Origin of the sequence: Vibrio scophthalmi (genome assembly GCF_040869025.1) — a bacterium.
Lineage (GTDB): Bacteria > Pseudomonadota > Gammaproteobacteria > Enterobacterales > Vibrionaceae > Vibrio > Vibrio scophthalmi.
Map to the genome: position 1 here is coordinate 59,615 of NZ_CP134273.1, position 24,144 is coordinate 83,758.

The window sequence follows — 24,144 nt, forward strand, 5'->3', positions numbered from 1 at the left end:
GTCTCCTTAACGTTGAACTTGCGTGAGCTGCGCAATGAATCGCTTTTCATAACGTCGTGCAATTTGCCCACCGGCAGGTCGGTGGAAATAGCCAGCGGCTTTTACCCAATCGCCATGCAGCGCCCTACCTTCTCGAAGCAATCTCGCGGCATGAGCTAAATTGACTGACGGTTCGAACACGGAGCATGGCGAGGTAAAGTGATCTTTTTGCCAGCGCCAGTTGTGTTGCGTTAGGCCAATATCGACAATTTCAGTTTGTCGTAAGAAGCCCATTAACGCCTGACATGCGGTCTCCCTATCCGCGTAATAATAAGGTGTACCTTTGACATTGAGCGTCCATGGCCACGGACGAACCAAACCGTTTTTTAATCGCGTTTGACTTTCCCCCATCGCAAGGGCATAGAGCACCGTCGGGGGTACTTCCCACTGATGCGCGATCGATTGATAAAGTGGCGGAACAGACGCACTCGCAACGCCCATCTTTAACACTAAGAAGATGGCAATGAGATAACGGACCATACACCCTCTTGCTCAAACGCGGCGATAGGCGTTGATTCTCCTTTTGCTAAGTGAAACCACAAGCCACGAGAATCGTGATTTAAAGTAATAAAGCGCTCAGTCACATCTGATTTTCTGACGCCGGCTGCGCTTGCCCATTGTCGAAGAACATAGTCGTTGCCTTTGCTGTCCACCATGAAAACATCCACCTTGACACCTCGAGTGCGCCACTCTTTCAAGGCATCCATACAAGGATCGCAATTGGCGGTGACAAAAAGCGACACTCGCTCAGGCAAGCTTTGGGCTATTGGGGTTAAGGCTGGATAGAGTGAGTCCCAAGCATTGCGATATGCTTTATCAAGTGCCAGTAATCCATCGATGCGTTTTTTATCGATGGCGACAAGACGCTGTGCATAGCGGCGACGTTCTTCATCATTGCGAGCAAACTGACCAAGAACGACGAGCGGATTTTGGTCAACAAGACCATAAGCTTCGGGTTTATTCAGGAGCTCTTGATATCGTGACCATTCGCCCTCTGAGAGTTGCCAGTTTTCCGCGGATAATGTCTCTTTGACGATCTCATTCGGAATCGAAACCACATCACTGGCCATCGATGTAGTGCTGACCATCAGTGCTAATAACCACATGAGTTTCATGAGCGCACCTCCAGTTCAATTCGGTCGGCGGCCTTTTGTAATTCCACTCGACCAGGCTCTACTCTTATAAGGCGCCAACTTTGATAAGATTGTCCTTCTTGAACGGCGCTTAATTGCGATAAATGCGTAGCACCTGGTTTTCCAACAATCGCAAGGTAGGTTAGGCCGCGTTTTTGAACGTCATAGAGCTCAAAAGGGGCTTTAATTACTGGTTTTGGTTTTGTGGACTTAACCGTTTTACGCGGCGACTCCACAATAGTGCGCGTGCGACTCGGCGCACTGTTGAGTTTTGTGGTTAATCGCGCTTCTAATTTGCTCAGGCCTTCACTCATCTCAGCGCTTAATTTGTCATCAAGGTTTGAGATCTCAGTTTCATTCGTCTCTTGACGGTGAGTAAGAGCGCCATAGCCGAGCTCTAAGGAGGTCAATTCCTCTTCTAACGCGTCTAATTTGCCAGATAATAGGTTGAGCGCGGCTGTTTGAGTTGTCGCGTTATCTAAAACTACGGCATTGATCCGCTGTTCGAGCGCATCTAAATCGGTTTGTACGATCGAAGGACGCCATTGTTCGTAAGCAAGCAGCACACCAACGGCAATGGTGGCACTCCAAAGGGTTAATACTGCACATTTAATGGCAGTTTTTGCATAGGGGTTCACGAGTCTCTCCTAAAGACAGAATTTCGTTAACGACGCTAGCAAAGAAAAAATTTCATTTCCGCAAGTTTAAATATTTATTTTAACTTGTGACGAGAAAAATTTATTTATGGTATAATTTCGCTGGAATTGTTGCTTGCTATTGTAATAAGATAACTAACGCCGCTTCGCGTTGTTCCACCCAAGTTCGAAATCGTAAGCTTACAATTTCTCTCTCGCGTGCTTGAGGATTAAGAAGGTAAGAAGAGTGGCGACGCTTAGAGGTGATCATATGGCAGGCATAAAAAAGGACGCCACTGGCGCCCTATAAGAAGTTGAAATCAGTTAATATTACTGATTTACGGCATCTTTTAATGCCTTACCTGCTTTAAAGGAAGGTACTTTGCTTGCTGCAATCTTGATCGTCTCGCCAGTGCGAGGGTTGCGACCATCACGCGCTGCACGCTCTGAAATTTTAAATGTACCAAAGCCAAGCAGTGCAACATCATCACCAGTTGCAAGTGACTCAGTGATCCCATCAATAATGGCATCGATCGCACGTCCGGCATCGGCTTTTGATAGTTCGGCCGCTTCGGCAACGTGGGCCACTAATTCAGTTTTATTCATTGTCTATTTTCCATAAAAGAAAGGGGCCCTTATTGAGCCCGCTTTTTAATGACTGATGCTATTCGCTAACCGTTGAAGAGTCTTCTGCGAACAGGTAAAAACCTTATCACAACGTAGATTGGAAAGTGTAATGATTTTATGCACTAACCGTATTCTTTTTACGATTAGGGGTTGTAAGCCGGAACCCGCCTTTTTTTGTCACGATGATTAGCGCCCAAAATTATCAAGGTTTAGCGGCATGTTTCTGGTTAATCATGCTTAAAGTGTACGATTAACGCACCTTCAATGAGAATTAATTCGTACCACTCATATGAGATGGTAACTATTGGCCTGACAGTTAGAGCTGCACTGTCTTTTTAGTGTCCGTTGAACCACCGTCTTACGGACGCTTAAAATATGCTCACAAAATTTTGGCGGCTTCCCGCTTACAACCCCGATTACGGGCAAATCCTAACCCCAATAACGCAAACATCGAGAAGATACTCATCGAACCGCCGCTAGAACCGCCGCCATTATCTGTGCCTGGTGCGGGTTTATTAACGTGGATATATTCTGTCGGTGTCAGCCACAACTTACCTTCTCCGGTAGCTTCAATCTCGTAGGTGCATTTCTCAAATTCACCGATCGCACCGTTTTTACAAGTGCCGCCTGTAATCGTCACGTTACCGTCGGAATAAGCGCTATCTACAGACCCACCGGTATGCAAAGATTGAACGGTAATTGTTTTGGCTCCGTTTGCCGTGGCAAGCGTTGGGTAATGCCAGCCGTCAATGGTATCAAGAATAAAATCTTTTGAATCATGAAGGTTAATGCCAAAGGTATAATCTGTTGCTCCGCCAGCAATATCACTGGCATTATGAACCCCTACGATATCATTACTACTATTTAACCATGCTCCTCCTGAATCCCCACCTTGAGTTTCACCACCACCAATAGTTTTTTCTGCGGTATAACGTGAAGTCACAACGGTTGGTGTGGTATCGACAGTCATAGTGGCATAACTAAGCTGATCTTGCGTTCCTGCAAAACCAAACAGGCGAACTTCATCACCATTCCTGACAGGATCGCTATTAAGATCGGCAAAGTAATGAATGTAGGTTGTTTCTAATCGATTAGGCAGTGTTAAAACTGAAAGGTCATAACCTTCCACTCCAGGATAATTGAGATGATCGTTTACAACGGTTGGATTTATCCATGCGCCATCCTGTGTGATGACTGTGTTTTTTATATCGTAACAATGCGCCGCCGTTAAAATGAACTTGCCACCAATTAAGGTGCCGGTACAGTTGTTATTTACCATATCTTTATAGTCCGACCAATTAACGCTTGTTCCATCTACAGCGGCAAAGGTTGATGACGAGAGTAGTGCTAAAAGCATGAAAGAGCGACGCATAAGGTGTGTCCTTGCTAACGATTACGGCATGTATCTTATTATACTAGGTGTATCATATTAGGTTAATGCAATTGTTTTTGTTGTGGCGATCACGATATTTTTATAATTATTGCTTCTTTGATTAGCAGGTCTAACTTCCTTATCTTAGAAACCGTGCGTCCTACGGATGATTGTACAGTGTGATGTTTTTCAGCGGCTTTATCTTGCGATAAACCGTGGCACAAATGATCAATGGTCGCTTCTGTGATTTCTTTTGAATGATTGGGGGCGATTTTGAATAGATGTCTCAAATACTCTTCTTTCATTGCAATAATCCGCTATAGTGGTATTTAACTATAGCGGATTGATTTGATTAAAGCTATTTATACATGACTTTATTAATGTACACGCTGGCAGATGCCGTGTATTTACATTGACGGTTGCCGTTTGAACTACAATCTTTATATGCAGTCTTTGTTTGAGACCCTCCAATGACTGAACTTCCTGTAAATCGAGATGTTGCCGTCGCAGTTAGGCTTTGATTGCTTCTTGATACTGTTTCAAGAGTAAATGCACCGCTATTTTTAGGGAATGAATGTGTTCCGTTCGATGTTACTACAAAAATTTCCTTAGCATTTCCTGGTATAGCAACGCTTCCGGTTGTTGAACCACTCCAATGTGCTTTCCATCCAGTCCCTCCTCCAGTCGTTTCTAAAGCAGCTTGACTCATCCCTCCTTTAAGGGCTCCCATATCCACAGAGTTATTATAAGCTCTTGCCGCGGCATCTTGTTCAATCGCCATATCAAGGGTGATTTTTTCACCCGCATATGCGTTTAGAGCAAAACACACGGCCAATACTGCTGTTATTGTTTTTTTCATCATTTTTAGTTTCCTTTATTTACATTGAACAAATGCGGTGATCACACCGCCATTTAAAAATCGTTTGGTACCACTACTTTTATGCACCGCTAAAGCATCGAGTCCGAATTGCCACTGAGTTGATGTTTCTTGAATCACATACGCTCGTTGGCTACCGGTTAAATCGTAACTTGGATGAAAATCAACCGATGTAATCGTTGGATTGACTTCTGCCATTAATCCATTAGGACATTTGGGTTTACTTAACCACTCTCCGTGCTCAACGGTGTAAATATCCGTCAATTTATTACTCACCCTCGTTTGGGACCCGTCTATATTTCTAATCGTCAAATCGCGGGTATTGGTAATACCGAATTGCCCCCCAACATCCCAATCTTGCGTTAGATGAACAGAGCCGTCTTTACGCAAGAACTCGTCATACATAATGCTCTTTGTGAGTGGTCTAAGGCTGATTTGAATATTGCCGTCAGGGCGAACTAACGTATCTGGGATCGAGAGTAAAGGTCGCCCCCATCGCGCTCTTGGCCCGTCATTTGGTAACGTTCCTGTCGGTACAATCAAAAACAACTTATTCGGGTAACCAGGTAACTCTTCAAACGTCAATTTCTCGGTTGTAAACGGCAATGTATCTGGTCGAATACAGGCGCCAGAACTCTCGTTCGTCGGCCCACAAAACTCAACAAAAGCACTGCCGTAATCGGTCATTAACGCATCGAACGACGCTGGCCAACCCTCAAAATAACCGGGCTTCATCGGGTCGCTAGTTACCCCTTCACGCGACGTTTTATGATATTGATACAATTGAATTTGAGTGACTAAATGCTTAATGTTGGCCACAAATTCATCTACTTGCTTTTGTTGGTAGTAACGAATACCCAGCGGGATCACCGTCACCAAAATGATGGCGGTCAAACTCAAGGCAAGCACGGTTTCCATCAAGCCAAAACCACCTTGTTTACCTCTATTTGGCATATCAGCCCTCTCTTGGGGGAACAAAGCACCCCGTTGCAAAATCAAAATTCGCTTCATCAAACTCAGAGCGAACGAATGGCACAGTTCGATGAATCGTCAACGAACGCGCACCTGGTTCAAATCGCCATGAACCACCCAGACTTTGTGCGGCACTTTTTAGCTTTTCCGCATCATGGTCAGAGCCTGCGGTTAACGTCAGCGATAACTTCGCGATTTCCCCATACCCAAGGGTGAAATACGATGTGGTGATATCCCATGGATAGCGCGCTTCAAAGTCATCAGGCAGCCACTGGTTATCCATCAAAAAAGCAAGACTGGTATCGACTGGATTTCGGATGCAACCACCATTGGCAATGGTGTAAAACATGTTTTGCTCCATCGCTTCAAACATAGGCGCTTGAACCGCTTTAACCTTATAAGACGTTATCCAGCGTTCAGGCTCCAAGATGCTGACGGACAACGCCGTCAGCCCAGCAGTGATGGAAGCAGCTAAAATAAGGCTTCCTATGTGCATTACATCGTCACCGTAATGGTGTTACCTGAGACGGTAAGAGTGCTGCAGCCAGCTGCTTGCGTACAGTTACCCGCCGCCAATGCTGAAAGTGAATCTGCCACCGCATCAATGTATTGTGTATCTACATTCGTTACGCCCACTTTGACGCGAGAAAGGTTCGAGTTATCCGGCTCTAGCGTGTAGTTGCCACCGTATTGGTTGGTTCCCACACCATTCCGCGCATCACCACAAATCTTCATTGATACCGCGTTACGACGCTCATCACACACCTTGGCCATATTGACGCCGGCATGGTTAATGATTTTTACGCTCTCGGCGCCCGCTTTGATGGATGTCACTGCGGTTACCGTTTGCGTGCGATTGGCATACGCTGAGCCCGTCACGTAGAGTTGAACCACACCGGCTAAAAATAGCGCAGCAAGCGCTGACCAAAGTAAGAAGTCCATCAGTGACGCGCCTTTTTGCTTTTGCATTCGACCACGAGGATATCTTGGGAATTTTTTGATTGTTTTCATTGGTATATTCTCTTGTTATTTGATTATTTAATGTTTGGTGTCGTTACATCTGTACTGAGTTAAGAAGCAGCATCATTGAACTGCCGATTAAGACGCCCAGTATCACGATAGCGAGTATCAAAATGACTTTTGGAAGTACAAGGTCGATACGATTTAATCGCTTAGTCACTTCGTTCTGGTGATAGAGTGCAGCTCGGTCAAGTAGACGCGTCACTTGCGAGCTTTCCCCCAACACTTCGAGATTGGAGCGGCTTCGAGGCAGCAATAAGCCACTGTTAAGCACCTTGCCAATGTTGTTTTCTGTCACAAGCAACTCACGCATCACCCTTATGTGACCACGCAAATACGGTGTGCCGTTTTTCGCTGCCACCTCTAACGCTTCATTTAGGTTCATCCCTGCGCTAGATAAGTTGTAGAGCGTGCGCAAAAGCCCAGCCGCCGCACCAATACGGTAATGGCTATAGAGCGGAATACCCTCTACCCATTGACGAGTGTGGCCAGACCAACGTGGCATTGAAACGCCCATCATAATGAGAACAAAACCAATACCGGCCAGTGTCAGTACCCCAGAGCCTTGCAAGAAATCTCTTAAGTCAATGGCAAAACCACGGGGCGCGCGGATAGCTCCGAGTATTTCACCCGAGACATAAACGCCGAGATAACCCACAGCGAGTACGATTAGCATTGGAAATGCGACAATTTTAAACAATCGCCCCATCACGTTTTGTCCACCGGACAGCTCATTAAGCGCCGCTTCAATTCCAACCTTACGGTTCCCTGCAGATTCGGCACTCGCGATGGTGCTTGCCACGACCGGTGAACACCATTTCGCAAGGACATCTGAAAAAGCCAGACCTTTACCGGGCGCCTCTAGCCCCTCCTTACCAATCTTTTTGGTTGAATCATCACCGTGCTTAATCAGCAAATCACAGAATTGAGAAACGGTTAAACCATCCTCTTCACACTGCAGCCATTGCTCAAGCAACTCTTTTTGATTCGCCCTGGTAAACAGCAACGTTTCAATCGCGACCGTCATTTCCCATCTCCTTCTGCATCTGCTCATAAAGCGTTGAGCTCGACACGGGCATGAGCTCATCCACCTGCTCAGACGCCGATTCAATATCAACGAGGCCTTGCTTCATGCGGTGCAACGTGTGGGTGCGAATATTTGGCCAGCCTTTGCTTTCTAAATGCGCTTCCCAACCCAGATAATCTTCCGCTTTGATGAACTCACGGTCATCGTTCTCTAGCGCGATCATTTCAAGCACCATGACGCGGCCTTTTTCTCCTGCATTTGGGCTGTGCTTACACTGTTCACACCCTTCTGGATTTCGCATTCGAACGGACTCTAAATGCTCTGGCAGCAAGACGGTCAATTGCGACAACTTAATGTCATAGGATTGCGACAAATCATGGGCGTCATAGATACCTTTGGCCTCGTCAAGAGTGAGCGCACAGTGTGGGCACAACTTGCGGATTAACTTTTGATGAGTAAAAAGCTGCATTAAACCTGGAGCAGAGACGACCGATGCGGGAATATTCAAATGCTCAATGAATATTGCCGGCACACCAACGGCGCTATTGGCGTGCAACGTCGAAAGTGCCAAACCACCGGTTTCACCTTTACGGGTAAACTCTTTGGTCGCACTTTTACTGCGAAGCTCACCAAATGAGGTGATATCGATATCTTGACGAAGCTGCTCAAGCGCGTAGAAGGTATAATCGAGGTAAACACCACCCCCTTCTTTTAGTTCGCGGCGTGGTTCAACCAAGGTTTTAGTGACAAAATCTTGCTCAAATTCCACGGGGTCTTCGAGGGTATGAACACAACGCGCAACCCGGTCTACAGTTTCGAGTAAGGCGTACACCAACGATGACTTACCCGAGCCCATTGGGCCTGTCAGAACAATGATGCCACTGCGGCGCTTCATCTTTTCTTCAAAAAGACGCACATGGGTAGGTAGCAAATCCATCGCGCTGAGCGTCAATGGTTCACCAAGCGGCGTAATACAACGCAAAACCAGCTTAATGCCACGATCAAGGGGCATTAATGCGGCGCGCCATTCCACCGTTTTCTCTTGGCCATCCACCTGCAGCGTCAACTCAAAACGGTCATTTAACGGCACGCGTTCACTGTAGTTGTGGTTACCTTTCATTTGGAAAGCATACGCAGCAAGGTTAGAGCCCAATTTTCTGGACTGCCTTAACGCACTTGAGCCGTCAGCAAAAGATTTGAGCACCACACGCTTACCATCAACACGAAGCAAGAAACGACTCTCTTTACGGCCAACTTCCAAATGAACGTCAGAGGCTTTTGCGTTCACCGCCGATTGGCAAAGCGAAAGAAGTTTTCCACCCATTTCCGAGTGGTCATCCTCTCCTTTCTTTGCGCTCAACAACGCATCCGCAATTTCCAACATGGTTTGAACCGCGTCACTATTGACCATCTCAACTAATGGCGCTTTACCGTAGAGCTCACCATCCAACAACCCAGGAGTGGATTGAACATACTCTCTAATATCAGCAAGCTTTGGAGCGTTCAGACTATCGGTATAAATCACTCCGCGATTATCAACAAAGCTATGACCATCATCGATGCACAGTGCCAATAGTTCGCTGTCTACTAATAATTCAGTAACGTCATTCATAGTGATTCACCCAGCGTTAACGTTCGAGCACCTTGTTGACCTTTAAGAGTTACTGAATCACGAGTAATGCGCGTCACGGTGTAACCGGACAACTTACTGCCAACCATCACTCGCTTAAATTGCCCTTGAGTAAACAAACGAGCAGCGAAAACCCCTTCATTTGCCGTGCCGGTGATACCACGCAACGTCAACATTGGTGTCACATCATGCACAACGGCCCCATCAACGGTTGATGTCGTTACCGCTGGAGTAGAGGCAAAGTCCACGCCTATCGATTGACCCAGTTGAGATTCACGTTGAGATTGGCCTGCATCCCACTCGCGCGATTTGAACTCAGAGGTATTCGCTTTCACCTCTGCCACGGCTCTTTCATGAATACCGTTTATCAACTCGGTCACCTCAACATCAACGTTAAGTGGCTTTAGGTATAAATCTGGTGCCGGCGAAGGGGCCGCAACAACCTCTACGCTCGCAATGTTTGTTGATACTGTTAATGCCGAAGGCGCAATGACTGGCGTCACTGGCTCTATAACCTCAACCACCAAGCTTTCTTGTGGCGTGTTCGACGCACTCTGAAGTTTTGAGGTTTTCGGGGTAAAGACCAAATTGGCAACAATACCGCCCGCGACCAAGACAACAACACCAATCGCAATCATTTTTTTCTTATCACTCATGAACTCACTCCATAAAAAGAAAGGTTAATTCCACCTTGCCAAGCCCCATCACCGACTGGGGATAATGAAAAATCGGCCACCGTCATTGGTAACGGTGACATCAACCCCAAAAGCACACCGACATCAAATAGCGTGAGACTTTTTTCAATTGAAAACGCTGTTTTTTGATACGCCCCCTTCGTTTCACTCACCCCAGAGGCTTCAAAACCAAGCAGTGCTAACGTGTCAAAAAGCGTACTTTGAGTTGGCTCGATTGGGATGAACCGCTCAGCCCAAAATGACAACGGCTTTTCGACGGGCGTGCTTATCACTGCCGACTCCCTGCTGTACGTGATGTAAGGCTTAATCGCTGGGTAGTGGTCAATCCATGCCGTTAACATGGCAACCTGCCCAAGAGGCTCACGCTCGATGTTGAGCGTGACAACACCACTACTTACCTCAATTAACGTTGGTTTCCATTTAGGCGGAAGCAACTGAGCCATCGCGACAAGGTTTTGAACTTGTTGAAAAACAGCGGCCGCCGAATGATCGTTTTCCATGATTGAACGATAATCCCCCCACGGGTCAGCGACCACAACGGCAACCGGCTCACTACGAAGTTCCTCAGCCTTTTGTGAAGGCGCTGGCCACATCAACAAAGCCCCTAATCCCAGCGCAGCAACACCACCACCGACAACCCATGGCAGTGGGGATTTTTTCGCCTTTAAGGTGTAAGCGGCCAACGCTTCTTGCTCGCTCTCGGTCAGTGGCAAGCACCACTGTCCCTCAATCACCTTATCTTCGTCAGAGACGGCGCAAAGCACCGTCTTTGCTGTCAGAATGGCGACGTTCTCTTTGATATTGAGTGAGTTCTGCAGCCACTGAGCCACAACCTCACCCTCTTCAATCACGACACAATAAAGCTGTGACGATTCACTTTGATCTGACAACACATCAAGAACCACCACAGAACGCAAATCCACGCCACGACCCATCAATGCTTCACGCCAAACTTCGCTTCGAACAACGGCAGCACTTTCTGCGGTGTACAAACAAACGCGGCTATCACGAACAAACGCAAGGCTATACTTTGATGGCCACGCCTTTTTTAACTTACGCAATACAGATTGAGGCTTACCGTGATGCGGCAAGCTTACTAATTCAGGGATCACCATCATCAGTCCGCTCTCCGTGGCGTCAGTAGCACCAGCGTGTCAACGCGCTGCGTTTTTGCACTCGTACCACCTAAGAATGGAATACCTAAGAACGTATTCTCTTCGGTGCCCGTGTCTGTCTGCGATACCGAAGCAATCACCATGGTTTGTCCATATTTCAGCTTGTTCGCAAAATTGATTTTCGACTCACGCATCCGTGGGAAGGTTTGGATCTCACCAGCCACCTCTTCACGCACTAACGCCTCGATTTTGGTCAACATGCCAGAAGCGCGAAGGTAAACATGATCGCGCTGAATATTAGGCACTACGATAAAATCAACACCTTCACGACGCTTGCCGCGCTCGGTTTCCGTTGTCACCACGCCTTCACTGCTGTTGCTCTTAGTGTTTTCAACAAACTCGATGATGTTCTCTTGCGTCACATGATTGGTCTGATGGTTTTGCACTAAAATGGTAATGGGTGTCTCGGTTGAGACTTGACCTTGCTTATTCAAAGCATTAATCAGTGCCGTTGTGCCATCCCACTTACCGCCGCCGGTAAAGGCAAAACTTGGGTTCGCAGAATTTGAGAGCAGATCCGTTCCTGGGATAAAGAAGCTCAAGCTGTTACCGCCGCCGATATCACGAATCAGATTCCAGTCAACACCACGGTTATGACCCAGGTTTGAACGAAACTCTAAGATCTGAACCTCAACCGCCACTTGGCGAGTCAATGACGATTTGTTGTCATTTACAAAGGCGATCACCTCTTCCATACGAGATGGCGTGGTACGTACAACGATGCGTGATAACGCAGGGATCGCGCGCACACTGCCCACGAGTGAATCGTTATCTGAACCAGGTTTGCCAGCTTCGCCATTACTTAAATCTGGATCTTGAGCAAGCAGCGCTTTAATGCCTTCCGCAACCTCTGTAAAGGTATCGACATCGCTGTTTGAAAGAGTGACATATTGACCTTCAATCTTGGTTTCACCACCCTCTTCATCACCGCCACCACTGCTTTCAGACGCACCAATCTGGTCGTTGATCATGCCGGGAGGCAGCTCAAGCTCGAACGTTTTTGAGACAAAACGCTCCACTTTTACTCGATCTTCTTCTGCAGCAAACCCTATATTCAGTTGACGCTCAATGGCGTTCAGCGCCCCCGATAATGGCCCTTCAAAATTCAAGCTCACCGGGGCATCCATGGCGACTCCATCGCCGTACCATGCAGTAACGCCCACTTGAGAAAGTAAGTCATCCATCATGAGTGAAAGCGGAACGCGAGATTGAGAAACACTCACTCGTTGCATGAGGTAGGAGGTATCGATGACCTCATCGAGCGGCGTCAGAGATACCGGTGGTTGCTCAATACGCACCACTTTACTGACATCATTAAAATCGCCACGCGCTTGCTCCATCTTGGCCAGCACGTCAGCCGATTCTGCATTGCGCTTGCTGTATTCATTAAAGCCCAACGCTTCACACCCCATCATGGCAAGGGCGAGCACGCTAATAATTAAGATCTTTTTACTGTTATTTCTCATAGCGGAGTGGCCTCACGAATGTAAATAGTGCGATTGGCATCTAAACGACGCGCTTCAAGCGGGTATTGCTTTAGCAAAATACTCAAGGCACCACTGATATCGGTTTTGCGCGTCACCACAGGATAAGCGGTTCCAAAGGCGTAGTTATCCGATCCCCAAGAGTGGTCAGCGTCCCAATTCCAGTCGTATTGCTTCACTGCATCTTCAATCACCGCTTCCAGCGTTTTACCGTTGGTCATAAAGACCGTCACAGCCTGCATACGATAAGGGTGAAGCGCCGCTAAGCCCTTCGCAGAGTTTTCATAAAGGGTTAACTCAGATAGCTCTGGGATCTCTTCGGCCAGTTTTGCAACGGCAGTACGCAGTGAGCCTTTGGCTAGAAATCCAGACGGTGAACGCGAATCAAGGGCATTAAGAAACTCCAACTCTTGTGCTAGAGCCACTTTTTCAAAACCAGCGCTATTGGCCCAACGCAAGATCGCATCTCGATAGCTTTCTCCCTCGACCATGGCAAAGGTTTTGACTACCATCGGCTTAGCGTGACTGTTCGTGACAGATCTACCGCTTGATAAAACTGTTTTTTCGCTCGCGACGCTTTGTTGATTTGATGCCACTACCGTCTTGTTATTTAAACTTGCCGCGCGCGTGACCGCGTCACTTGAAAAGAACGCATCATTGTCAAAATCAGAGTGAGCAGATGAGGTCAAGCCTGTGCGATTCGCGGTTAATGCTTTATCCAATTGCGCTGTAGGTTGAATTTCATCATATTTTGGTGGCGTCCAAACATAGCCATTTTTCAAACGAAACCCGACCTCACGTTTCACCACATCTTCTTCAAGCTCGAACGCTTGACCGCCTAACACTTGCAGAGCATGACGAAGTGGGATTTGGCCCATATCCATTTGGGTCACAGGCAAAGGTTGCGCGTACATTTGAGATTCGCCATAAGAGGTTGGCGTGCGAACACGCATCCCACTGCCGGTCAGCAGAAAATCCAAACCATCTTTAACGGTCAGGTTCGCCATTGCCGGCATACGCGCATCAACAGGCACGTCAAGCATGTCGGTCAATTGCGAAGCAGGCCCACGTCTTTCAAGGACATAACGCGATGTTTGAATAGGGGTAGCCGCCTCAAGTGGCGGGGCCACTCGAAGGTTTAATGGTGGTGAAGGTGGTATTGGGGCTGGCGGCTCAGAGCTCGCACAGCCAGCTAATACACCCATCACAGAAAGCGCGATAATACGCATACAAAAACTCCTTTGATGAATGAGATTTCTCTGCGCACAAGCTAGCAAGAAAAAAAACTCAAAACCGCAAGTTAAAATAAATATTTTAACTTAGTACGCGGAAGAAAATTTATGATATCCTTACGGTGACTTTGTTTTAACATCAAACAGACAAAAAGCCGAACTCAACGAGCTCGGCTTTTTACTAACAATCACTCTTCATTCAAACAGCAGGAAAAAGTAAAACCTAACGAAGTGCCAAACCAGGCTTGTTCGCTTAAGTCCACGGCAAAACCTCGTACCTCTGATTTTAACCCCTCTAACTCTTTGATGTGAGCTTTAACGGAAGCAGCACCATAAATCGCGCCCCCATGTTCATATGACCAATCGATCAACACATCGATAAGACTGATCGCTGCGTCGGTCTCAGTTTTAAAGTCCGTTATCGATACACTGGTCAACGTCCCTTCATCGTCGTAGACGTACAACATTTTATTCATCAGCATGCTCCTTGAGAGCACACCCCAACCAGGGATGTGCTCCCTGATTGGGTGATAAAAATTAACCGCCGTAGCGATCGAAGTTTTCAATGAGATAGTCTGGACCGACTAAATCATGATAACCCTCATCGTTCTCTTCATCTGAAAAGACCAAACTGTCATCACGATCTTCCTGAACAATCCCATCCTCATACGAAACATAGCCGCAGAACGAGCACCCTATTTCAACAAAATAATGGGTAAAGACTGACTCAGGAAAACGTGCCGCCAACTCTGCCATCGGTGGAATGGCTGGACTCCAAGCGGTATCAAACTCAAGTTTTACAAACCCATCACTTGATTCGACAACATCAACGTCTACCATCTCCCACTTCGTTCCAAGGCGATCACAATTATCGTTGTAACCACTAGATATCCCCGGCAATAAATGACCATTAAACCCATTTATTTGCGACAACAGATTTGGTGGACATAAACTGCTTAACGAAAACGAGCTAGGTAAAACTGGCTCAAACACATCAAGCTTTGCCCATACCACATCAAGAGGTAAACGACGTAAGTAGATACCCGACCAATCGTGTGCACTGTTCTTCAACAATGGCGAGATCTTCTTTCTGGCTGCGACAGGTAAGTTACCCCAATACCGCTGCTTTAAGCCCGTCTGCTCAAACAAAGTCAAAATGGCTAAGCAGATTTCAGGCGTTAACTGCGGTTTTTGGTTCAGTAACATTACGAACGCATCAAAAGCATGGTTCGCTGTATTGGATTCACCGATACCGGCGATCAACTCTGGATAGACATCAAAGCGCATTGATACAGTGGGTTTTAACAAACCACCCATACCGGCTAAAAACATCTTCACCGCCGCTTTGGTTGCATCGTAATGCAGTAGAGTTTGTGGTTCTGTCATCAAGCGCTGAACGTCAAGCGCATCAGGACCACTGACATGGATTTGGTTAACACACCAGTTAGGCATAATAATTTCCTTCTTAAAATAAAAAAGGATGCCCCCATACAGGAAGCATCCTGTATGGACGGTGCGCTAGGCGCAATAATGTTGAGTTGAAAACCTTAATTCATTTGTTTAAGGTCCGGCTATAGTTCGATGATTTGATTTGCCTTGTGAACGCATCAAATCAAAGCATCACGATTTAGAAAAAGTAATGACAATTGCAAGCAGAGACACGATCATTGACATAATGAGCGCTCCCATTAACCATTTCTCGTTAGACGTGAACCTAACACGCCGAGAAATTAACTTTTCTCGTTCAAAGCGGTTCAGGTTGCGATCCTCATTCATCTGCTTGCAAGCATTAGAGATTTCACGCAAAAGCTGAATTTTCTCTAACTCACGTTCTTCTATGCGCCTTTGTTCGTCACACATAGCTTATCCTATCATCAATATAATCTAGGTAGAAAAAAGCCTCGATCCAAATGGATAGAGGCTCTTAGTTTGTTGGGGTTAATTAAACCAATGAAAATAATTTAACAAACGTAGCAATGAGTGCACCTTGGGCGAGTAGCAAACCAGCGACCCATTTTATGGTGTCACTTCTTGTCTTCTCAATTTCCAAGGTTAACTGTTCCTTAATCAAAAACAATTTAGTGTCAAGATAATCGTTTGTAACTGGCTTTCCTTCTGATTGCGCTTCAGAAAAACCTTCTACAATCGCCTCTGCTTGCTTCTCATCAATGCCAGACTCTTTTAGTCGTCGAATGAATTTATGTGTATCAAATGTCACTGTAGCCATATGATTTACCTGTAGTCGACTCGACAATATATTTAAATTACTGCTCATAGTTTATTGTCTCAATATAACAAAAAAAGACAGAAAACCCCAATCCAACAGGAACGAAGTTCCTGCCGGAATTGTGTACAAATAATTAAACTAAGACTTCAACTACCTTGTATGAAACATACCCACAACAGATCTCTCGCCCCGTTGCTTTGACTATCTCAGCTTGCTCTAAGGCATCCAGAAAACCTGCATACTCATCACAATCTTTGATTATCGTTTCATTAGGCGCCAAACTCTGCTCAGGTAAACAAACCGTTGGCTTGCCAATCGGCATACCAGGGTAGATACCTTGCGCTTCATTATCTGCACTTTGTTGAGCGATAAGTTGTAGGGCGATTTGGCTATTACCGTATTGCGCATACTGCACAAAACAATCCACCTTCGCACCACCAACATTTACCGTTACTGCTTTCATCATCGTTCTCCTCATCAAAAAAGGAGAAACGATACCCAAGGGATCGAATCCCCTGTGGGTTTATGAATTTTACTTATGCTACAGACTGTTCAATTCGCTTTTTAGCACGAATATCAGTCAGCGCGAGTTTAAACATACCGAGCTTGTTTTGGGCCTCTAATGGTTCAAAATCAAGCAATAGGCAAACAAATCCCGTCATTTCAGACTTTGGATTTATTACATAGAGAAGAAATGACCACAGAAAGCCGGTTACTGGTTTTCCTGCGACCAACCACTCTTCAACATGGTTTAAAAACACCCACCATTTACCAGCTTCGTCATAACTGTATTGACGAAATAAATAGCTCTCATCAAAGTCTTTGATTGAGCATCCACCTCGAACATAGTCATAACCAGTAGCCTTAAGCACCTCAGTAAGTACGAAAGCACTGTGCTGAGATTGGTTAATCATCAATTGATTCATTATCGTTTCTCCTAATAAAAGGAGAAACGCCCAAAGGGACGAATCCCCTGTGGGTTTATGATTAATTCAATTTCGCAAGCTGAATACGTTGTTCAAGATTAAGCTTAAATCGCACATCCATGATATGTCGTTGAACATGATGAACAACTTGTCTTCCACAATTAGCTGGTAAACCGAGACCCAAAACATTATCAAGTAAATCCGCCACTGCTGGTTGATGGTACATGACATGTTTGAACTGAGTCCAAAGTACACCTGGGACACATCGTCCTTCGGCTAACCTGTCTTCAACTAAATCCATAAAAGACAACCATTTACCAACCTCATCATTGATGTGTTGGTTGTGGTCATATTTCACATCACAGATAGAACACTCATCCTGCTCACACTCATGGTAGCCACAATGTGAACAATTTAGGGTGTAATGCGCATTCACAGAACCGGTATGACAAGATTCAAAATCACGTCTGATTGCCATTTTTCCACAATCAGGGCACGTTTCTTCGTTTTGCCAACCATCCGTATTAACTTGCGCCAGTACAAACGCGTTGTACTGATGTTGAGTTATCATTTGTTCATTCATCATCGTTTCTCCAAATTTACGAATAAAAAAAGAGAAACGATGCCCGCTGGGAATGTTTCCCCCATTGGGTCAGAGTTCTTTCGCCCTTAGACGAAAATGCCCAAGACGATAAACGTATTGGGCAGTCAGTTATTAAGCGGCTTTGGCTTCTGATTCAGTTTGAAAAACAACCTCATCATTAACCTTCAGGTATTTAAAACGAAGCAATCGACCTTTCAATGAAACGCCTGTTTGCCCCTTCTTTTCGCCTGCTTTATAAGTAAATTGTTCTACGCGCAAGTCGCCGATAACAATGCTTGCTGTTACTTTGTCTTTACCTTGCTCAAAATTCGCAAGGTGCTGTTCAAACAGAGCAATAGCTTCTGTCCCAACAACTTTAACGTCAAAGTACGTTTTTTCGCCAGCATCGCCTCGACAAGCTGAAAAATCAGCCGCCCAGAACGGTTCGCCTCTATTCGGTACAACCTTACGTACACGGTTAATAAAACCAAATGCAGAAGTGTGAATATCGAAGTAGTTAGCGTTGTTATTACCAGACATAGTGTTTTCTCCTAACAAGTAATGAAACGAGAAAAACTATTACCCCACTGGGAAATAATCTTCCCGTGTGGGTGGTAACAAAGTAAGTTATGTCTACATCATAAGATGGACAAAAGTTGAAAAAGCTTTCCAGTCTCTTAGAGACCGCGACACGTCTCAGAAAGCGATTTAAGGGAGGTGTAGTTCCCGTGTGCTTTGTACTATAAGTCAGTACACAACTTTAAGCTTATTCAGAATAGCATTTTTCGATCGGCTGTAAAGTGATTTAGATTAAATTTTCACAGAGAGTCAACTAGCGATCCGCTTGCTAACTTTGGGTAATAAAAAAGACCGTTGTGATCACAACGGCCCTTTAATTACTGGATTTAGCGTTCTAAGCGTGCGTATGCTTGAGCATATTTCATCAGTGCTTTGATGGTGGTTTACCCATGCACTCCACCATCTCTTGTTGGGTTAGCCCTGACGGCTCATGCTTTGAAGGGGGTACGTTAATAAACTCAGACTCAAGCGCATCATACTGTACTTTCACCGCTGGATTCGCTAATGCTTTTTTCCTTAGAGATTGTAAGCTACTCATTTTTCGCCTCTATGCCGTTTTTTTAGGTTTCAGCACAAAACCTGCAGTCTCTAACTCCTGACGAAGATACGACTCATCAGTTGTACTAACCGCGATATACTTCACACCAGCATCCGTTAACGCCAAGTATTTCACAGCATCACGTTCAATCGCATTACCTTGAAAATGACCATTCTTTCCTGATCCATTAAATTCAACAGCAGCCACTGCATGTCCATAAGAGTTAACAATTAGCAAATCAACTCGCTTCGCGTTTATGGCTGAATGACCATCACTTGAAGTTAAAACTTCACCAAGCGCAACCTGCGGAAAAACATTAAACTCTCGCCCCAATAGTCTTTGTAATGTTTTATAAATCACGAACTCTGGCTTATTCATTATCGCTTGCGTTTTATACGAACAACGAGTTGCTAGGCTTATGTGGCTTTCCTGCTTTGGTTCACCATCAAAATGGTCGGTCTTGCTGTAATGACTTCTAGGCTTATAGTTTCCCTTTTTTTTCTTCTTTCCCAATAGGACTAAGACAACAAAAGCAAAAGCCAGTAAAAAAAAGAAATCCACATCTATCTCCAAAAGATCAAAGTAAATACAACTAAGCTCATAATACCATCTAATTATCGAGCAACAATATCTTCTTTTCTATCCTTTGAATTGATCAAATACGCACAAAATAGCCCCAACCAAAAGGTCGGGGCTATTTTTTATGCAGCAATTGGGCGATTTAACCACAGTATGACTCGCTTCAATCGCGGATGCCGTAACCATGAAAATGGCACCATATTAAGCTGCTCTTTCAAAGCATTCAGCTCTTGTTGACGCTTCGCCGCAACAATCGGCTCTGCATCAGCAAGAATATCGTAATAATAGCTCGTCGCTTTTACTACGTTATGATCTTCCTTATCAACAAGATGTGGGAAGCGTTCTGGCCACGAACGTGCTTTCGCATAAATCGTATCCATCACCTTTAGTGCTTTCTCTTCATCCCACGCAAAGTAATTCAACATGCGCGCTGTTGACCAAAGAACGGTATCATACGCATCCAACTCACGTTGGTACTGCGCTTCTTGCTCTAAAAGATTGAGTTTAGTTTGACCAGTCATAGTAATTCTCCTAACAAATAATGAAACGAGAAAAACTATTACCCCATTGGGAAAATAATCTTCCCGTGGGGGTTGGTTCAAAGTCAGTTACGTCACGCTAATACGGACGAAAGTTGAAAAAGCTTTCCAGTTTCTCTTCGAAACCGCGACACGTCTCAGAAAGCGATTTAAGGGCGGTGTAGTTCCCGTGTGCTTTACACTATATGCTGAGGAATCCCCTAATGATTTTGATAAAAATCATAAATTTAAGGTAGATGCACATCTTGTCATGTGATCAAATGGTTCTGAGAAAAATCAATAACCAGACAACAAGATGTGCGAACTCGATATTTTACACGACTCTCTTTACCAATTCTGCCCTGAATTGCACTTAAAACGACTCAACAGTTTAACGCTGGCTTGCCACGCATTACTTGAATCTAAAACGCTCACTCTTACCGAACTTGGTCGTAACCTGCCAACGAAAGCCAGAACAAAACATAACATCAAACGAATCGACAGATTGTTAGGTAATCGTCACTTGCACAAAGAGCGACTCGCTGTATACCGTTGGCATGCCAGCTTTATCTGTTCAGGTAATTCGATGCCCATTGTTCTTGTTGACTGGTCTGATATTCGTGAGCAAAAACGGCTTATGGTATTGCGGGCTTCGGTGGCACTACATGGTCGTTCTATTACTCTTTATGAGAAAGCCTTTCCGCTTTCAGAGCAATGTTCAAAGAAGGCTCATGACCAATTTCTAGCCGACCTTGCAAGCATTCTACCGAGTAACACTACACCGCTCATTGTCAGTGATGCTGGCTTTAAAGTGCCATGGTATAAATCCGTTGAAAAGCTAGGTTGGTACTGGTTAAGTCGAGTCAGAGGGAAAGTGCAATATGCAGATTTAGGTGCGGAAAACTGGCAACCTATCAGCAACTTACATAGCATATCCTCAAGTCGCTCAAAGACTTTAGGCTATAAGAGGTTGACTAAGAGCAACCCAATTTCATGTCAAATTGCACTGTATAAATCACGTCCTAAAGGCCGAAAAAATCAGCGTTCGACACGGACTAATTGTCATCATCCGTCACCTAAAATCTACTCCGCTTCGACAAAAGAACCATGGGTTTTAGCGACTAACTTGCCCGTTGAAATCCGAACACCAAAGCAACTTGTTAGGCTCTACTCGAAGCGTATGCAAATTGAAGAAACCTTCCGAGACTTGAAAAGCCCAGCCTACGGTTTAGGCCTCCGTCATAGCCGAACTAGCAGCTCAGAGCGCTTTGATATCATGCTGCTAATCGCCCTAATGCTTCAACTGACATTTTGGCTTGCTGGAGTTCATGGTCAGAAACAAGGTTGGGATAAGCACTTCCAAGCTAACACTGTCAAAAATCGAAATGTACTCTCAACAGTGCGCTTAGGGATGGAAGTTTTGCGGCATTCTGGCTACACAATAACGAGGGAAGACTTGCTCGCGGCTGCAACCCTGCTTGCTCAAAATCTATTCAAACATGGTTGTGCTTTGGGGAAATTATGAGGGGATCCCTCAGCACTATATGTCAGTGCACAACATTTACGGACATTAGTTTAAAGCTTTCTGCAGTATTGTAAATACATACATTACAAAAACGCCTTGGTTTAAAAGCATGTAACTTAACACCATGCCAACCTACATGAGAATATAAAGACAAAATGTTTACATTTTATATGGGTGCATCACATTCAAAACTATTTCGTACTCCTATAATTGCATAAGATTAAAAGGAAAAACGGAGTTTTTATGAAGTTTTCATTAATAGCATGCTGTATCACATTAATTGCAACATTGTCAGTAAGTGCAAACTCAGAATACAACCAAGAGGAAATATATGAACCAATAACACCCGAAAGAATAAAAAAAATAATGACCATAATAAAGAATCCAAAATCAAATCCAAATTTCATCCCGGTCTGCGCTCATCGCGGACTCTGGCTAGATAGCGCAGCAGAAAATAGCATTTCAGCGCTTGTTGACACCGTTACGTACGGAATTGAATGTATTGAAATGGATGTTAGAGCTACAGCTGATAGTCCAACAACTGGAGAGCACGTGATTTTTCACGATTCTATTGTTGACAGATTACTAACAGATCCCAACGGACACCCCGTAACAGGATATGTCGAAAATTACACTACAGATCAATTAAAACAGATGAGATATAGAAATCGCCTTCTTGAGGTAACAGATGACAATGTTCTAACTATCGATCAATTCTTAGATCTAATTTGGGATGAAGAGACTCATTTCCCAAGATTAATTGCGAATTATGATCTTAAAACCAGAGATATAGCAACATTAAGGACTCTGGTCACAAAATTAAAAAATAAAGGATTATTAGAGTATTCAGTTATAAAAAGCACCGCGACCCCAGCTGATGTTAATGAAGCAATAAAAGGCATAACAGATTTTCAAGAAATGCTTTTCACGCCAATAATTTATGACAACATGCCTGATTACGAAGCGAGATTTAAGGAATTTAAAAATTTAGGCGTGAAAAGTTTCGAGTTAGTGATTAAAAATTACAAATCACCCTTCCTTACCCCAGGAGGAATGGTTGACCAAATAATTGCTGGAAATGGTTGGAATGGATTATTTGATCAATGGCCAGAAAGCCCTAAAGGTCGATTTGACAATTCAACTTTTCAATGGGTTGACATGGATGACAATGACATAAGAGGTAATTTTGACAGTATTTTAAAAACCCGTTCTCAGTTTGTGATATCAGATCATCCTTTATTACTTATCGATTACTTAGAAATCATGGGTAAGCGCCACCTGGAGCAATAGCATGAATAATATAAAGTATATTTTTATCATTTTAACTTCATTTTCTGTTCAATCAGCACCATGGGAACCTTGGGAAATGCCTGAAATTGAATACCCATATAAAATGAAAAATATCAGTGACATTGGTTGGGAAAATATATATGGAATCAGCGATAAAAATGCACGATTATTTTCCATACTAACTCACAATGGCAATACTAGATTAAAAAGTTTTAATGATGGAGGGGGCTGGATTGCTGTTGCTGATGTAATTAGTGGAGATGCTGATAGAAATTCTCGCGAGGTGACTCCATTCGATAAATTTAACTATGACAACTTATGGTACTATGATTTTAATTACCTTAAATCATCTATGTTTTATCATCGCTATCAAGATTATAGTCAACTACCTTACAGAAGAAAAATAATGACAGCTTGGGCTGATGAGCCAATTAACGCATACAAACCTGTGTCTGCGGCAATGTGTGATAGTAGTCAAGCTTCGATTGTATGGTTAGGCTATGGCAATCCAAGTTCGATGGCTCAGTGGGATGTGTATTACGGTTTTAACAATTACCATTCCGATAGCGGAATTACAAGACTAGTAGATGGAAATCACAATATTTTTACTGGGAATTACGGCTCAATGGAAGGTAAACATGTTTGTGGGGATGGGTATGCTGATTATTGGAATCACTATTGGATTATCCGTAGTGTTGTCGGGGCAAGTCTACATGAACCTACAATGTATTTCCCTTTAGAATCTAACCCTTGCGATATATTTGGAAGTAAAACTTGTGCATCTCCCCACCGACTTAATTATGGAACGGATCGATTTGGTAGAGATCAACATGCGGCTTATTTCCACCCAGGGGGTTCATTAGAGCTAGATATAGAGGAAATAAAGAAAATTCTAGATTCTAATACTGGTGCTACTATTTCTTTTTGGGCTAAAGTTGTCACAGCAGACAACAGAAGAGATTATCCTCAACAAACTGATAAATACTGGAACTACGCATTTTGGGCATTGGATTCAAATTTACATGGTGGATATAACATGCCTGCTGGACTCGCTATTTCTAATCATGGTTATATTGGACTCCCCAAAACAACTCCGATATCACAAAAAGACAAAAGAGATTGGATGATCTGGCTTACAGAGCCACAAAAAATAAAACAAAACAACGACGTTTGGAGACAATTTGTATTAGTACTAAACCATGGCAGAACAACTGTCTTTACTCATGACCCTTATTTTGATCACAATGAACCATTCAAGAAAATGTACACTATGCATGGTGTAATACCATTAAACTTAACTGGCAATTATTCTCACGTTGGTTTTGGGAGCCCTAATTTATACAAACCTGACTTAACAAATAACATAACAGCTATTGACGACATCGCAATTTATAACTATCCATTAAGTGACAGCCAAGTTCGTGACTTAATGAATAGACAATTATTAGGTAATTATTAAAG

At 44.3% G+C, this 24,144-nt stretch carries 30 protein-coding genes; 3 read left to right on the forward strand and 27 right to left on the reverse strand.

What is annotated here, in order from left to right:
* Positions 1-6 precede the first annotated feature (6 nt).
* The 27 genes from RJD38_RS21635 to RJD38_RS21765 form a co-directional block, all read right to left on the reverse strand.
* The gene (locus RJD38_RS21635) at positions 7-519 is read right to left on the reverse strand and encodes a hypothetical protein (protein ID WP_065432137.1); all 513 of its coding nucleotides are present in this window, start codon (positions 517-519) and stop codon (positions 7-9) included.
* On the reverse strand, positions 489-1,154 hold the full coding sequence (locus RJD38_RS21640) for a TIGR03759 family integrating conjugative element protein (RefSeq protein ID WP_065432136.1): 666 nt from the start codon (positions 1,152-1,154) through the stop codon (positions 489-491). The genes RJD38_RS21635 and RJD38_RS21640 overlap by 31 nt, the downstream gene beginning before the upstream one ends.
* Positions 1,151-1,810 (reverse strand): hypothetical protein, encoded by a 660-nt coding sequence (locus RJD38_RS21645; protein ID WP_065432135.1) that lies wholly within the window; start codon positions 1,808-1,810, stop codon positions 1,151-1,153. The genes RJD38_RS21640 and RJD38_RS21645 overlap by 4 nt, the downstream gene beginning before the upstream one ends.
* A 327-nt stretch (positions 1,811-2,137) precedes the next feature.
* Complete coding sequence (locus RJD38_RS21650) at positions 2,138-2,413, reverse strand: HU family DNA-binding protein (protein WP_065432134.1); 276 nt, start codon at positions 2,411-2,413, stop codon at positions 2,138-2,140.
* Between the two features lie 400 nt (positions 2,414-2,813).
* Positions 2,814-3,806: a trypsin-like serine protease gene (locus tag RJD38_RS21655; RefSeq protein WP_065432133.1), complete on the reverse strand. Its 993-nt coding sequence runs from the start codon at positions 3,804-3,806 to the stop codon at positions 2,814-2,816.
* Positions 3,807-3,895: 89 nt separating this feature from the next.
* The gene (locus tag RJD38_RS21660; RefSeq protein ID WP_065432132.1) at positions 3,896-4,111 is read right to left on the reverse strand and encodes a hypothetical protein; all 216 of its coding nucleotides are present in this window, start codon (positions 4,109-4,111) and stop codon (positions 3,896-3,898) included.
* 53 nt (positions 4,112-4,164) lie between these two features.
* Positions 4,165-4,668, reverse strand: coding sequence for a hypothetical protein (locus RJD38_RS21665; protein WP_065432131.1), 504 nt, complete (start codon positions 4,666-4,668; stop codon positions 4,165-4,167).
* A 12-nt stretch (positions 4,669-4,680) separates the two neighbouring features.
* A complete protein-coding gene (locus RJD38_RS21670) occupies positions 4,681-5,637 on the reverse strand; it encodes a type II secretion system protein (RefSeq protein ID WP_367971683.1) in 957 nt (318 codons plus the stop codon).
* Between the two features lies 1 nt (position 5,638).
* Positions 5,639-6,151, reverse strand: a complete 513-nt coding sequence (locus RJD38_RS21675) for a hypothetical protein (protein ID WP_367971684.1) — start codon at positions 6,149-6,151, stop codon at positions 5,639-5,641.
* The gene (locus RJD38_RS21680; protein ID WP_065432129.1) at positions 6,151-6,666 is read right to left on the reverse strand and encodes a hypothetical protein; all 516 of its coding nucleotides are present in this window, start codon (positions 6,664-6,666) and stop codon (positions 6,151-6,153) included. The genes RJD38_RS21675 and RJD38_RS21680 overlap by 1 nt, the downstream gene beginning before the upstream one ends.
* A gap of 43 nt (positions 6,667-6,709) precedes the next feature.
* On the reverse strand, positions 6,710-7,702 hold the full coding sequence (locus RJD38_RS21685; protein WP_065432128.1) for a type II secretion system F family protein: 993 nt from the start codon (positions 7,700-7,702) through the stop codon (positions 6,710-6,712).
* Positions 7,686-9,314 (reverse strand): GspE/PulE family protein, encoded by a 1,629-nt coding sequence (locus RJD38_RS21690; RefSeq protein ID WP_065432127.1) that lies wholly within the window; start codon positions 9,312-9,314, stop codon positions 7,686-7,688. The genes RJD38_RS21685 and RJD38_RS21690 overlap by 17 nt, the downstream gene beginning before the upstream one ends.
* Positions 9,311-9,988 carry a hypothetical protein gene (locus RJD38_RS21695; RefSeq protein ID WP_065432126.1) on the reverse strand — a complete coding sequence of 226 codons (678 nt, stop codon included), beginning with the start codon at positions 9,986-9,988 and terminating at the stop codon, positions 9,311-9,313. Before RJD38_RS21695 ends, RJD38_RS21690 begins: the two co-directional genes overlap by 4 nt.
* Positions 9,985-11,145: a hypothetical protein gene (locus tag RJD38_RS21700; RefSeq protein ID WP_065432125.1), complete on the reverse strand. Its 1,161-nt coding sequence runs from the start codon at positions 11,143-11,145 to the stop codon at positions 9,985-9,987. The genes RJD38_RS21695 and RJD38_RS21700 overlap by 4 nt, the downstream gene beginning before the upstream one ends.
* Positions 11,145-12,668 carry a type II secretion system protein GspD gene (locus RJD38_RS21705; RefSeq protein WP_065432124.1) on the reverse strand — a complete coding sequence of 508 codons (1,524 nt, stop codon included), beginning with the start codon at positions 12,666-12,668 and terminating at the stop codon, positions 11,145-11,147. The genes RJD38_RS21700 and RJD38_RS21705 overlap by 1 nt, the downstream gene beginning before the upstream one ends.
* A complete protein-coding gene (locus RJD38_RS21710) occupies positions 12,665-13,915 on the reverse strand; it encodes a hypothetical protein (protein ID WP_065432123.1) in 1,251 nt (416 codons plus the stop codon). The genes RJD38_RS21705 and RJD38_RS21710 overlap by 4 nt, the downstream gene beginning before the upstream one ends.
* 191 nt (positions 13,916-14,106) lie before the next feature.
* The gene (locus RJD38_RS21715; RefSeq protein WP_065432122.1) at positions 14,107-14,394 is read right to left on the reverse strand and encodes a hypothetical protein; all 288 of its coding nucleotides are present in this window, start codon (positions 14,392-14,394) and stop codon (positions 14,107-14,109) included.
* A 61-nt stretch (positions 14,395-14,455) separates the two neighbouring features.
* Positions 14,456-15,370, reverse strand: coding sequence for a DUF1281 domain-containing protein (locus tag RJD38_RS21720; RefSeq protein WP_065432121.1), 915 nt, complete (start codon positions 15,368-15,370; stop codon positions 14,456-14,458).
* Positions 15,371-15,538: 168 nt separating this feature from the next.
* Complete coding sequence (locus RJD38_RS21725; protein WP_065432120.1) at positions 15,539-15,778, reverse strand: hypothetical protein; 240 nt, start codon at positions 15,776-15,778, stop codon at positions 15,539-15,541.
* Positions 15,779-15,860: 82 nt separating this feature from the next.
* Positions 15,861-16,145: a DUF1640 domain-containing protein gene (locus RJD38_RS21730; RefSeq protein WP_065432119.1), complete on the reverse strand. Its 285-nt coding sequence runs from the start codon at positions 16,143-16,145 to the stop codon at positions 15,861-15,863.
* 133 nt (positions 16,146-16,278) lie between these two features.
* On the reverse strand, positions 16,279-16,611 hold the full coding sequence (locus tag RJD38_RS21735; protein WP_231893350.1) for a hypothetical protein: 333 nt from the start codon (positions 16,609-16,611) through the stop codon (positions 16,279-16,281).
* A 70-nt stretch (positions 16,612-16,681) separates the two neighbouring features.
* Positions 16,682-17,071, reverse strand: coding sequence for a hypothetical protein (locus RJD38_RS21740; RefSeq protein ID WP_065432117.1), 390 nt, complete (start codon positions 17,069-17,071; stop codon positions 16,682-16,684).
* Between the two features lie 61 nt (positions 17,072-17,132).
* Positions 17,133-17,657: a hypothetical protein gene (locus RJD38_RS21745; protein ID WP_039949226.1), complete on the reverse strand. Its 525-nt coding sequence runs from the start codon at positions 17,655-17,657 to the stop codon at positions 17,133-17,135.
* A 129-nt stretch (positions 17,658-17,786) separates the two neighbouring features.
* On the reverse strand, positions 17,787-18,194 hold the full coding sequence (locus RJD38_RS21750) for a DUF3577 domain-containing protein (RefSeq protein ID WP_065432116.1): 408 nt from the start codon (positions 18,192-18,194) through the stop codon (positions 17,787-17,789).
* 403 nt (positions 18,195-18,597) lie between these two features.
* Positions 18,598-18,771, reverse strand: a complete 174-nt coding sequence (locus RJD38_RS21755; protein WP_231893349.1) for a hypothetical protein — start codon at positions 18,769-18,771, stop codon at positions 18,598-18,600.
* A gap of 9 nt (positions 18,772-18,780) precedes the next feature.
* Positions 18,781-19,332 (reverse strand): DUF2726 domain-containing protein, encoded by a 552-nt coding sequence (locus RJD38_RS21760; protein ID WP_065432115.1) that lies wholly within the window; start codon positions 19,330-19,332, stop codon positions 18,781-18,783.
* Between the two features lie 140 nt (positions 19,333-19,472).
* Positions 19,473-19,871: a hypothetical protein gene (locus RJD38_RS21765; protein ID WP_006712448.1), complete on the reverse strand. Its 399-nt coding sequence runs from the start codon at positions 19,869-19,871 to the stop codon at positions 19,473-19,475.
* 313 nt (positions 19,872-20,184) lie between these two features.
* Between RJD38_RS21765 and RJD38_RS21770 the strand changes: the two genes are divergently transcribed.
* The 3 genes from RJD38_RS21770 (at position 20,185) to RJD38_RS21780 (ending at position 24,142) form a co-directional block, all read left to right on the forward strand.
* A complete protein-coding gene (locus RJD38_RS21770; RefSeq protein ID WP_367971685.1) occupies positions 20,185-21,393 on the forward strand; it encodes an IS4 family transposase in 1,209 nt (402 codons plus the stop codon).
* Between the two features lie 243 nt (positions 21,394-21,636).
* Positions 21,637-22,683 carry a glycerophosphodiester phosphodiesterase family protein gene (locus RJD38_RS21775; protein ID WP_065432114.1) on the forward strand — a complete coding sequence of 349 codons (1,047 nt, stop codon included), beginning with the start codon at positions 21,637-21,639 and terminating at the stop codon, positions 22,681-22,683.
* 1 nt (position 22,684) lies between these two features.
* Positions 22,685-24,142, forward strand: coding sequence for a hypothetical protein (locus RJD38_RS21780; protein WP_065432113.1), 1,458 nt, complete (start codon positions 22,685-22,687; stop codon positions 24,140-24,142).
* The last annotated feature ends 2 nt before the right edge of the window (positions 24,143-24,144 follow it).

What these genes read in the sequence shown, in the direction of transcription:
- RJD38_RS21635 (WP_065432137.1), bottom strand. Translation starts at nt 519, where the DNA reads ATGGTCCGTTATCTCATTGCCATCTTCTTAGTGTTAAAGATGGGCGTT.
- RJD38_RS21640 (WP_065432136.1), bottom strand. Translation starts at nt 1,154, where the DNA reads ATGAAACTCATGTGGTTATTAGCACTGATGGTCAGCACTACATCGATG.
- RJD38_RS21650 (WP_065432134.1), bottom strand. Translation starts at nt 2,413, where the DNA reads ATGAATAAAACTGAATTAGTGGCCCACGTTGCCGAAGCGGCCGAACTA.
- RJD38_RS21655 (WP_065432133.1), bottom strand. Translation starts at nt 3,806, where the DNA reads ATGCGTCGCTCTTTCATGCTTTTAGCACTACTCTCGTCATCAACCTTT.
- RJD38_RS21660 (WP_065432132.1), bottom strand. Translation starts at nt 4,111, where the DNA reads ATGAAAGAAGAGTATTTGAGACATCTATTCAAAATCGCCCCCAATCAT.
- RJD38_RS21665 (WP_065432131.1), bottom strand. Translation starts at nt 4,668, where the DNA reads ATGATGAAAAAAACAATAACAGCAGTATTGGCCGTGTGTTTTGCTCTA.
- RJD38_RS21670 (WP_367971683.1), bottom strand. Translation starts at nt 5,637, where the DNA reads ATGCCAAATAGAGGTAAACAAGGTGGTTTTGGCTTGATGGAAACCGTG.
- RJD38_RS21675 (WP_367971684.1), bottom strand. Translation starts at nt 6,151, where the DNA reads ATGCACATAGGAAGCCTTATTTTAGCTGCTTCCATCACTGCTGGGCTG.
- RJD38_RS21680 (WP_065432129.1), bottom strand. Translation starts at nt 6,666, where the DNA reads ATGAAAACAATCAAAAAATTCCCAAGATATCCTCGTGGTCGAATGCAA.
- RJD38_RS21685 (WP_065432128.1), bottom strand. Translation starts at nt 7,702, where the DNA reads ATGACGGTCGCGATTGAAACGTTGCTGTTTACCAGGGCGAATCAAAAA.
- RJD38_RS21690 (WP_065432127.1), bottom strand. Translation starts at nt 9,314, where the DNA reads ATGAATGACGTTACTGAATTATTAGTAGACAGCGAACTATTGGCACTG.
- RJD38_RS21695 (WP_065432126.1), bottom strand. Translation starts at nt 9,988, where the DNA reads ATGAGTGATAAGAAAAAAATGATTGCGATTGGTGTTGTTGTCTTGGTC.
- RJD38_RS21700 (WP_065432125.1), bottom strand. Translation starts at nt 11,145, where the DNA reads ATGATGGTGATCCCTGAATTAGTAAGCTTGCCGCATCACGGTAAGCCT.
- RJD38_RS21705 (WP_065432124.1), bottom strand. Translation starts at nt 12,668, where the DNA reads ATGAGAAATAACAGTAAAAAGATCTTAATTATTAGCGTGCTCGCCCTT.
- RJD38_RS21710 (WP_065432123.1), bottom strand. Translation starts at nt 13,915, where the DNA reads ATGCGTATTATCGCGCTTTCTGTGATGGGTGTATTAGCTGGCTGTGCG.
- RJD38_RS21715 (WP_065432122.1), bottom strand. Translation starts at nt 14,394, where the DNA reads ATGAATAAAATGTTGTACGTCTACGACGATGAAGGGACGTTGACCAGT.
- RJD38_RS21720 (WP_065432121.1), bottom strand. Translation starts at nt 15,370, where the DNA reads ATGCCTAACTGGTGTGTTAACCAAATCCATGTCAGTGGTCCTGATGCG.
- RJD38_RS21725 (WP_065432120.1), bottom strand. Translation starts at nt 15,778, where the DNA reads ATGTGTGACGAACAAAGGCGCATAGAAGAACGTGAGTTAGAGAAAATT.
- RJD38_RS21730 (WP_065432119.1), bottom strand. Translation starts at nt 16,145, where the DNA reads ATGGCTACAGTGACATTTGATACACATAAATTCATTCGACGACTAAAA.
- RJD38_RS21735 (WP_231893350.1), bottom strand. Translation starts at nt 16,611, where the DNA reads ATGATGAAAGCAGTAACGGTAAATGTTGGTGGTGCGAAGGTGGATTGT.
- RJD38_RS21740 (WP_065432117.1), bottom strand. Translation starts at nt 17,071, where the DNA reads ATGAATCAATTGATGATTAACCAATCTCAGCACAGTGCTTTCGTACTT.
- RJD38_RS21745 (WP_039949226.1), bottom strand. Translation starts at nt 17,657, where the DNA reads ATGATGAATGAACAAATGATAACTCAACATCAGTACAACGCGTTTGTA.
- RJD38_RS21750 (WP_065432116.1), bottom strand. Translation starts at nt 18,194, where the DNA reads ATGTCTGGTAATAACAACGCTAACTACTTCGATATTCACACTTCTGCA.
- RJD38_RS21755 (WP_231893349.1), bottom strand. Translation starts at nt 18,771, where the DNA reads ATGAGTAGCTTACAATCTCTAAGGAAAAAAGCATTAGCGAATCCAGCG.
- RJD38_RS21765 (WP_006712448.1), bottom strand. Translation starts at nt 19,871, where the DNA reads ATGACTGGTCAAACTAAACTCAATCTTTTAGAGCAAGAAGCGCAGTAC.
- RJD38_RS21770 (WP_367971685.1), top strand. Translation starts at nt 20,185, where the DNA reads ATGTGCGAACTCGATATTTTACACGACTCTCTTTACCAATTCTGCCCT.
- RJD38_RS21775 (WP_065432114.1), top strand. Translation starts at nt 21,637, where the DNA reads ATGAAGTTTTCATTAATAGCATGCTGTATCACATTAATTGCAACATTG.
- RJD38_RS21780 (WP_065432113.1), top strand. Translation starts at nt 22,685, where the DNA reads ATGAATAATATAAAGTATATTTTTATCATTTTAACTTCATTTTCTGTT.